Genomic DNA, 5,714 nt, shown 5'->3' with positions numbered 1-5,714 from the left:
GGCGCCGTCCGCGGAGGTCAGCGCGACCGGGGCGAGGCTCCAGCGGCGGGCCGCGGCGGCGATCAGGCGGGCCCTGGCGGTGGCGGCGCACTGGCGGACCGGGCCGTAGAGGGAGCGGATGGAGTTGGAGGAGCCGGTGAGCTGGTTGAAGAGCAGTTCGGGCCGCGCGTCGTCCAGTTCCACGCGTACGGAGGCCAGCGGCGCGTCGAGCTCCTCCGCGACGAGCATGGCCACGGCGGTGGTCAGCCCCTGGCCGACCTCCTCGCGCGGCAGCCGGAAGCGGACGGTGCCGTCGGCGTCGACGGCGAGGGCCAGCAGGGCGGAGGTGGGGGCGCCGGCCAGGATGAACAGGTCGCCGAGGTCGACCAGGTCGGCGATGGCGGGCAGCGACGGCACCACGGCGTGGGCGGGCTGCGGGGCGAGTGCGTCGGCCCCGGCGCGGGTGACCAGGGCGAGGGTCGGCGCCGCCACCAGGTAGGTCAGGAACGAACGGCGGCTCTGCCCGGCGGCGCGGCCCGCCCCGGCGCCCTCACCGCAAGCACCGTCCCCGGCGGGAGCACCGTCCCCGGAGGAAGCGCCCTCACCGGCCGTGACGTCCGGTCCGGCGGCGCGGCCCTGCCCGGCGCCGCTCCGTGCGGCGGTCTCGCGCCCTGCGGTGGTGTCGCGCCGCACCTCGGTGTCGCGCTGCCCGGTCATGTCGTGGTGTCCCCAGCCCTGCGCGGGCCCGCCCGCGCGGACCTCCCCCGTTCATTACCGACGCGTAGCGTAGCGACGACGCGAAGGGCTGGGAAGCCCGGGACGGCTCCGGCGGGCGCTCCCGGCGGATCGCCGCCGACGCGGTCGGCCGTACGGAGCATCAGTTCGAGGGGTGCCGTGGCGGTCCCGTTGACCAGCGCCCCGTACGGGCGGAGCGGGAGCGGTCACCTCGCACATCTCGGCCGTACGCTCGACCCGCGCCCTGTGCCTGGCCGGTTTTCCCGGCCGGCCGCGCCGCCCGTGCGAGGCCACGGGGGCGCGGAACCGCACGCGGGACCGGCCGGGGTCCGCCGGGTCCGTCCGGAGCCGCCGAGAACGGCTCCGGACGCCACTGACCGGATTCGTTCGTACACGGTGAAACCCCCGGATGGCCTCGGGCATATGCCAGAAGCAAGCACTGAGCGGATGTTGCCAAACGACTTACGCCCCGTCGTGGCCTGTGCCACAGTCGTTACCGGTCCTTCCATCAGACTTGGCCGTGCCGCGCCTGTATCGGAGTGCTCATGCCGTCCCACCTCTTCGCGGACCGCTCCGCGCAGCCCCACGAACCCGGGTCGGTGGACGCGCTGATCTCACAGACCCGGCGGCTCCGGGGAGACGTGGACGCGGTCCGCCGTGACACCGTCGTGGACGACGGCGACACCCAGGGCCGCTGGCAGCGCGCCCTGTGCGATCTCGCCGTACACCACCTCGACGACCTCGGCCGGCACCTCGGCCAGCTCAAGGAAGGCATGCCGCCCGCCCCCGAACCCGTCGCACCTCCTCAGGCGACGCCGTCCGGGGCGGTCCCCGAGCCCGGGTCCGGCCCCGGCGAGCGCCGGACCCGCGTGGGCACCGCCGAGTGGAACCTGCTGACCGACGAGGTCAGTTGGTCCGACGAGCTGTTCCAGATCTTCGGCCGCTCCCCCGGCGCGGGAGCGCTCCCCCTCGACGAACTCGGCTCCACCCTGTTCTCCGAGGACCAGCCCCTGCTCACCGCCTGGGTCACGGCCTGCCTGGTGGACGGCCGGCCGATCGACGGCGAGTTCCGCGTCGTGCGGGCCGACGGCCGGGTCCGGACCCTGCACATGAGGGGCGAACCCGTCCTCGACCCCGACGGCTGCACCGCCTCCATGTGGGCGGTGTTCCGGGACCTCAGCGAACTGCGCCGCAGCCAGCGGGCGGTACGCGACTCCCACGACAGCCTCCGGCTCCGACGGGAGATCGCACAGACCGAACACCGGCTGGCGGTCGAGCTACAGGAAGCCGTGCTCCCCCCGTGGCGCGGCTCCCCGCGCTCCCCGCACGGCACCGCGCCCACCCTGGACGTGGCCGCGCACTACCTGCCGTCCGCGACGCGGAACCTCATCGGCGGCGACTGGTACGACTCCCTCGAACTCCCCGGCGGACGCGCGATGCTGACCGTCGGCAACCTCACCGGGCACGGGGTCACCGCCACCTCCGGCATGGCGATGATGCTGGGCGCCCTGCGCGGCATGGCGATGGCCGGCATCGAGCCCGGCCCCCTGATGGGCTGGCTCAACCAGCTCCTCGAAACCTCCGCACAGCCCGCGCTCGGCTCGGCCGTCTGCTGCGCTTACGACCCCGCGCGCCGCGTCCTGTCCTGGGCGCAGGCCGGCCACCCCGCTCCCCTGCTGTTCCGCGCGGGCGCCGGCCGCGCCCTGCGGCCGCCGGAGGGCGCGCTGCTGGGCGCGACGTCCGGGGCCGCGTACGGGCAGGCCGAGGAGCCCGTCGAGCCCGGCGACGTACTCGTCCTGCACACGGAGGGGCTGACCGCGCGCGGCTTCGACCCCGGCCGGGCGGACGGGACCGAACGGCTGCTGGCCCTCGCACCGCGGTTCTCGGCGGCGCGGTCGGCGCAGGACTGCGTACGGCTCGTGACCGGGGAGTTCGGCGAGGCCGAGCGCGAGGACGACGCCTGCCTGCTCGTGGCCCGGGTCGGCGGCTAGCCGAGCGGGCGTACGGCACGCGGGAGCGGGACCCGCACGGGCTTCGCGGCCGCGCCGCAGAGCGCGGCCCTTCTCGTCTCCGTGCACGGTGCGGGAGGGCCGGAGGGGCGCGTGGCGGCTACACCTCCGAACCGCGCGGGCTGCGCGGCCGGGGGCTGTCGGGGAGGGCCCGCTCGATCTCCTCACGGAGGTCCTCGATGCGCGGGTAGCCCGCGTACTGGCCGGTGAGCCGGTACATCTCGCGCAGCCGGTCCCAGGTCCGGTGCGAGGAGGTCTCGTTCATCGAGACCAGGGCGAGCCGGGCGTAGCGGTCCGCCTGTTCCGGATCGTCCGCGATGAAGCAGGCCGAGGCCAGCGAGATGTAGTCGAAGATCTGCGAGCGCTGGTAGCCCTCGCCGCGCAGCCGCAGGGCCTCCTTGGCGTGCCGGGCCGCGACCGGCGCGGCCGAGGCGTCGTGGTCGGCCAGCGTCCGGTACGCCAGGGCCTGCATGCCGTGCAGATCGGCCTCGTCGAAGTGCTGCATCCAGCTCGGCGGCGGCACGTCGCCCTTGTCGGAGACGAACAGCTCCTCGGCCTCGCCCAGCGTGCGGCGCATGGCCTGGCCCTTGCCCATGGCGGCCTGCGCCCAGGCCTCGACGGTGTGCAGCATGGCGCGGGTGCGCGGGAGGGTCTGTTCGCCCGAGCCGGACTTGGCCAGCTTCATCAGGTCGAGGGCCTCGTTGGGCTTGCCGAGATGGACCATCTGGCGGGCGGCCCGGGACAGCGCCTCGCCCGCGCGCGGCCGGTCACCGCCCTCCCGGGCGGCGTGCGCGGCGATGACGAAGTACTTCTGCGCGGTGGGTTCGAGGCCCACGTCGTGGGACATCCAGCCCGCGAGCACGGCCAGGTTGGCCGCGACGCCCCAGAGCCGTCGCTGCAGGTGGTCGGGGTGGTGATAGGCGAGCATCCCGCCCACCTCGTTCAACTGGCCCACCACGGCCTTGCGCTGGAGCCCGCCGCCTCTGGAGGCGTCCCAGGCGCGGAACACGTCCACCGAGCGCTCCAGGGCCTCGATCTCCTCGGAGCCGATCGGGGCGGCCTCGTAGCGGTCGTAGCTCGCGGGGTCGGCCTGGAATGCCTCCCCGAAGCCCGCCGCCTGCTTGGCGCGGGCCGGGTCGGTGTGGAGCCAGTCGTGCATGGCGTTGGTGAGGGCGGAGCCGGCGGTGAGCACGGCTCCCGCGCCCATCAGACCGCGTCGGTTGAGCATGAGGTCCATTCCCGTGAATTCGGTGAGGACCGCGGCTGTGCGTTCGGGCGCCCAGGGCATCCCGTCGGGGTTCTCCTGAACCCCGTCCGGCCGCCGTTTGGTGGTGCGCCGCTGCCGTACGAACCCGAGGTCCTCCATGGTCACGACACGACCGAGCCGCTCGGTGAACAGTGCTGCCAGTACCGTGGGAACCGGTTCGCGCGGGGACTCCCCCATGTCGATCCAGCGCCGCACCCGTGAGGTGTCGGTGGCCAGCTGGGGGTGGCCCATGGCCGCCGCCTGCCGGTTCACCATCCTCGCGAGTTCGCCCTTCGACCAGCCGGCCAGGCCGAACAGGTCGTTCAAGCGGGTGTTCGGACCTTTGCTCACGTCAAGCCCCCAGGTTCTCGGCTGAGTTGACATTAACCCGGCGTCAGATGCCCGGCGACTATTCGCCAGGCTTCGCCAGGGCACGCTTCGTGGTCCGCCACCCACGCCCGGGTGTCAGGTAGGAATGCGCCTCCCCGACCCGGTTCACCGGCGGAACTCCCCAGGGTGAAGCACGGGATCCGGCGGGGTGGCGTACGCAAACCGTCGGCGCACGAAGGGATCCGTAACGCCATGTACGCAGCAACGACCTCCGTGTCCGCACCGGTCCGGCCGCACCGCACGCTCCAGGCGGGCGGCGGCCCCTACCTCGAACCCGGCCGCCCGGCCGCCCCGGTTCAAGGCGCCGTACGGGCCCGGCGGCTACCGGGTACCGGATCGCAGCCGCTGAGCGGCAGAATCGACCTCTCCGGGCCGCAGGGCGCCCAACTGCGCACCGCCCTCGCCTCGGTACAGCGGATCTGTCCGGAGTTCGCGCCCGTACAGGTGCTGCGCCGCAGCGGCCGCTCGGTCCTGCTCGTGGGAACCACCGGACGGATGACCGCCGTCGCGAAGGTGTTACTGGATCACTCGCCCGAATGGCGCGAGCGGTACCGGCACGAAATAGCGGCGTACCGGGCGTTCGTCCGGCACCGCCCGCCGGTCCGGGTCCCGCGGCTGATCGCCGCCGATCCGGAGAACTGCACGCTGGTGGTCGAGCGGATGGCGGGCCGGGTCGCCGCGCTCCAGCGGCATCCGGTGGAAGCCCCGCCGCGGGTCGACCTGCGGGCGGCCCTGGGCGCGGTCTGCCGGGTCAACCAGTGGCGCCCGCCGGCCGACCTGTTCGGAGCCCCGCTGAACTACGGGCGGCGGATCACCCGTGACTACGAACTCGGCCTGCTGACCGACCGGGACCTCGGCGACCTCCAGAAACTGCTGCACGGCGCACGGCAGTCGGGCGCCGGGCTGCAGTTCAACCACGGCGACGCACTGCTGTCGAACCTGCTGCTGTCACCCGCCGGCCCGGTGCTGCTCGACTGGGAGCACGCGGGCTGGTACCTGCCGGGCTACGACCTGGCGACCCTGTGGACGGTACTGGGCGACGCCCCGGACGCCCGCGCGCAGATCAGCCGGCTCGCCCAGTCCGCCGGTCCGGCCGCGCGGGACGCCTTCCTGGTGAACCTGATGCTGGTGCTGACCCGGGAGATCCGGATGTCCGAGACGGCCATCCAGCGCTCGATGCTGGCGGCCACCCCGGCCCAGCCCCTGCCCACGGGCGCCCTCACCTCCGGGGAGGAGCAGCGGCTGCTGCTGCGGCGCCTGCACGACGACGCCGGGATGGCCCGCAGGGCGGTCCGCGCGGCGGTCGGCACCCGCTGAGCCGTCCCCACGAACGCGAAGCCCCGCGGCCCCCACCG

4 protein-coding genes are annotated in these 5,714 nt (G+C 74.2%); 2 read left to right on the top strand and 2 right to left on the bottom strand.

What is annotated here, in order from left to right; translation table 11 throughout:
- A partial coding sequence (locus tag ABT106_RS30880; protein ID WP_351284074.1) for a molybdopterin cofactor-binding domain-containing protein occupies window positions 1–696 on the bottom strand: 696 nt, incomplete at its 3' end.
- A gap of 563 nt (window positions 697–1,259) precedes the next feature.
- Between ABT106_RS30880 and ABT106_RS30875 the strand changes: the two genes are divergently transcribed.
- A complete protein-coding gene (locus ABT106_RS30875; RefSeq protein ID WP_351284071.1) occupies window positions 1,260–2,705 on the top strand; it encodes a PP2C family protein-serine/threonine phosphatase in 1,446 nt (481 codons plus the stop codon).
- 118 nt (window positions 2,706–2,823) lie between these two features.
- Here the strand turns inward: ABT106_RS30875 and ABT106_RS30870 are convergent, their stop codons facing one another.
- Window positions 2,824–4,320 carry a DNA-binding protein NsdB gene (locus ABT106_RS30870; RefSeq protein ID WP_351284069.1) on the bottom strand — a complete coding sequence of 499 codons (1,497 nt, stop codon included), beginning with the start codon at window positions 4,318–4,320 and terminating at the stop codon, window positions 2,824–2,826.
- Between the two features lie 231 nt (window positions 4,321–4,551).
- Here ABT106_RS30870 and ABT106_RS30865 point away from each other — a divergent pair, with 231 nt between their 5' ends.
- A complete protein-coding gene (locus tag ABT106_RS30865) occupies window positions 4,552–5,676 on the top strand; it encodes an aminoglycoside phosphotransferase family protein (protein WP_351284067.1) in 1,125 nt (374 codons plus the stop codon).
- Window positions 5,677–5,714: the final 38 nt, after the last annotated feature.

This window comes from Streptomyces sp. NPDC002044 (assembly GCF_040296725.1).
Classification (GTDB): Bacteria; Actinomycetota; Actinomycetes; order Streptomycetales; family Streptomycetaceae; genus Streptomyces; species Streptomyces antarcticus.
Note: the sequence above shows the minus strand (reverse complement) of the source record. Positions and strands in the feature narration are given on the sequence as shown.